The sequence below is a fragment of the Mesorhizobium sp. M7A.F.Ca.CA.002.09.1.1 genome, assembly GCF_003998555.1.
GTDB lineage: Bacteria > Pseudomonadota > Alphaproteobacteria > Rhizobiales > Rhizobiaceae > Mesorhizobium > Mesorhizobium ciceri.
This window is the reverse complement of record NZ_RZRR01000781.1, coordinates 1-2,676: the sequence shown is the minus strand read 5'-3', so window position 1 is coordinate 2,676 and position 2,676 is coordinate 1. Positions and strand designations below refer to the sequence as shown.

The window sequence follows — 2,676 nt, the reverse complement described above, 5'->3', positions numbered from 1 at the left end:
ACCCAGGGCAGAAAAATCGTCCTCGGCGATCTTGCGCAGGATGCGACGCATGATCTTGCCGGAACGCGTCTTCGGCAGGCCCGGCGCGAACTGGATCTTGTCGGGCGAAGCAATGGCGCCGATCTCCTTGCGGACATGGGCAACAAGCTCCTTGCGCAGCTCCTCGGTGGGTTCGGCACCCTTCATCAAGGTGACGTAGCTGTAGATACCCTGGCCCTTGATGTCGTGGGGATAGCCCACGACCGCGGCCTCGGAAACCTTCTCATGGCTGACCAGCGCCGATTCGACTTCGGCCGTGCCCATGCGGTGGCCGGAAACGTTGATGACGTCGTCGACGCGGCCGGTGATCCAGTAATAGCCGTCGGCGTCGCGGCGGCAGCCGTCACCGGTGAAGTACTTGCCCTTGTAGGTCGAAAAATAGGTCTGCACGAAGCGGTCGTGATCGCCATAGACGGTGCGCATCTGGCCCGGCCAGGAATCGGTGATGCACAGATTGCCGTCGGCCGCACCTTCCAGCACCTTGCCCTCGCCGTCGACCAGCTGCGGCTTGATGCCGAAGAAAGGCCGCGTCGCCGAACCCGCCTTGAGGTCGGTCGCACCTGGCAGCGGCGTGATCAGGATGCCGCCGGTCTCGGTCTGCCACCAGGTGTCGACGATCGGCACCTTGCCGTTGCCGACGACGTTGAAATACCACTCCCAGGCTTCCGGGTTGATCGGCTCGCCGACCGAACCCAGCACGCGCAGCGACTTGCGCGACGTCTTCTTCACGTGCGCATCGCCGGCGCCCATCAGCGCGCGCAACGCCGTCGGCGCGGTGTAGAAGATATTGACCTTGTGCTTGTCGATGACTTCCCAGAAGCGCGACTGCGACGGATAGTTCGGCACGCCTTCGAACATCAGCGTGGTGGCGCCGTTGGCGAGCGGGCCGTAGACGATGTAGCTGTGGCCGGTGACCCAGCCGACATCGGCGGTACACCAGTAGATGTCGCCGTCATGGTAGTCGAAGACATATTGGTGGGTCATCGAGACGTAGACGAGATAGCCGGCGGTGGTGTGCAGCACGCCCTTCGGCTTGCCGGTCGAACCCGACGTGTAGAGAATGAACAGCGGGTCCTCGGCCTTCATCTTCTCGGGCTTGCATTCGGCTTTCACCGTCGCGATCTCGTCGTGATACCAGACGTCGCGGCCTGAAACCCAGCCGGTCTTGCCGCCGGTGCGTCGCACGACCACCACCTTTTCGACTTTCGTTCCGGCTTTCGCGGCGATCTCGATCGCCCTGTCGGTGTTTTCCTTCAAAGGGATCGGCTTGCCGCCGCGCAGGCCTTCGTCAGCCGTGATAACGAAGGTCGACTTGCAGTCGTCGATGCGGCCGGCCAGCGCATCCGGCGAGAAACCGCCGAAGACGATCGAATGGACGGCGCCGATGCGCGTGCAGGCCAGCATCGCATAGGCGGCTTCCGGGATCATCGGCATGTAGATGGTGACTCGATCGCCTTTCTTGACGCCGTGTTTCTTCATCACATTGGCGAGCCGGCAGACATGCTCGTAGAGCTCGTTATAGGTGACCTTCTTGTCGTCGTAGGGATTGTCGCCTTCCCAGATGATGGCGGTCTGGTTGCCGCGCTTCTTCAGATGCCGGTCGATGCAGTTGTAGGAAACGTTGGTCAGTCCGTCCTCGAACCATTTGATCGAGACCTTGCCGTCGAAGGAGGTGTTCTTGACCTTGCTGAACGGCTTGAACCAGTCGATGCGCTTGCCGTGCTTGCCCCAGAATTTGTCCGGGTTCTTGACGCTGTCGGCATACCATTTCAGGTAGGTGTCATTGTCGATCAGCGCGTTTTTCTTCCACGCCGGCTGGACGCGATGGACATGAACCTCGGACATTCCTGACTTTCCTCCCGAACCAATCGCCGGCTTGAAATGCCGGCGGGATCGCGGCGACACGGCCGCGAATTCGGCGGCATTATTACCAGTTCCGCCGTTACGGCAACATTAGACGTTGGATTCGCGCGGCGGGATGCCGCAGGGAGCTTCTCCAGGGCTGTCAGCACTCGAAGAGGTGCGCTGCTAACCGCATGTTTTCGCAAGCTAAAGCCGGTTCAGATGAAGAAAAAATCAATAGACGGTTAATCAGCGGCGCGCACAATCAGCCGTGGGAGGACAGGCGAATCAACCTGGGGACCGTCATGCGCGACCATGCCGAAATGGACCTGATGCTCAAAGGCTATGGCTTGACCACTGCCAAGATTCTTTATCACTTTCCCGATCACCCGCATCTGCTGCAGAGCTTCATCTGGCAGGACTACGATCTCGCGCCGAAGTTTCCGGTGCTGATCAAGTTCATCGAATTCTGGAAGGCCAAGCTGGACGGGCCGCTGCATTCGATCAGCTACACCCACCAGAAGCTGATCGCGCCGAATGAATGGCGCAAGGTGGATGGGGAGTTTGTGCTGCACTAGGGGCAAGTTTCGCAGCAACGGCTTCTTGAGGTCGGCGTTCTACGACGCCCCCCTCTGTCCTGCCGGACATCTCCCCCTCAAGTGGGCAGATTGGCAGCTCCACCGACAACGCCGCCCCTTGTTACGCCTGCGATTGGCGAAAGTCGCCGCGACATCCGATCTCCCCCCTTGAGGGGGAGATGGCCGGCAGGCCAGAGGGGGGCGCTGGCCCGCGAAC

Annotated in this window: 2 protein-coding genes; one reads left to right on the top strand and one right to left on the bottom strand. The window is 60.8% G+C overall.

The features are described from left to right. On the bottom strand, positions 1–1,884 hold a 1,884-nt coding region (gene acs, locus EN994_RS26130), incomplete at its 3' end, for an acetate--CoA ligase (RefSeq protein WP_127307928.1). Between the two features lie 302 nt (positions 1,885–2,186). On the opposite strand from acs, the gene EN994_RS26125 reads away from it, so the two are divergent. After that, a complete protein-coding gene (locus EN994_RS26125; RefSeq protein WP_013529022.1) occupies positions 2,187–2,459 on the top strand; it encodes an usg protein in 273 nt (90 codons plus the stop codon). Positions 2,460–2,676 lie beyond the last annotated feature (217 nt).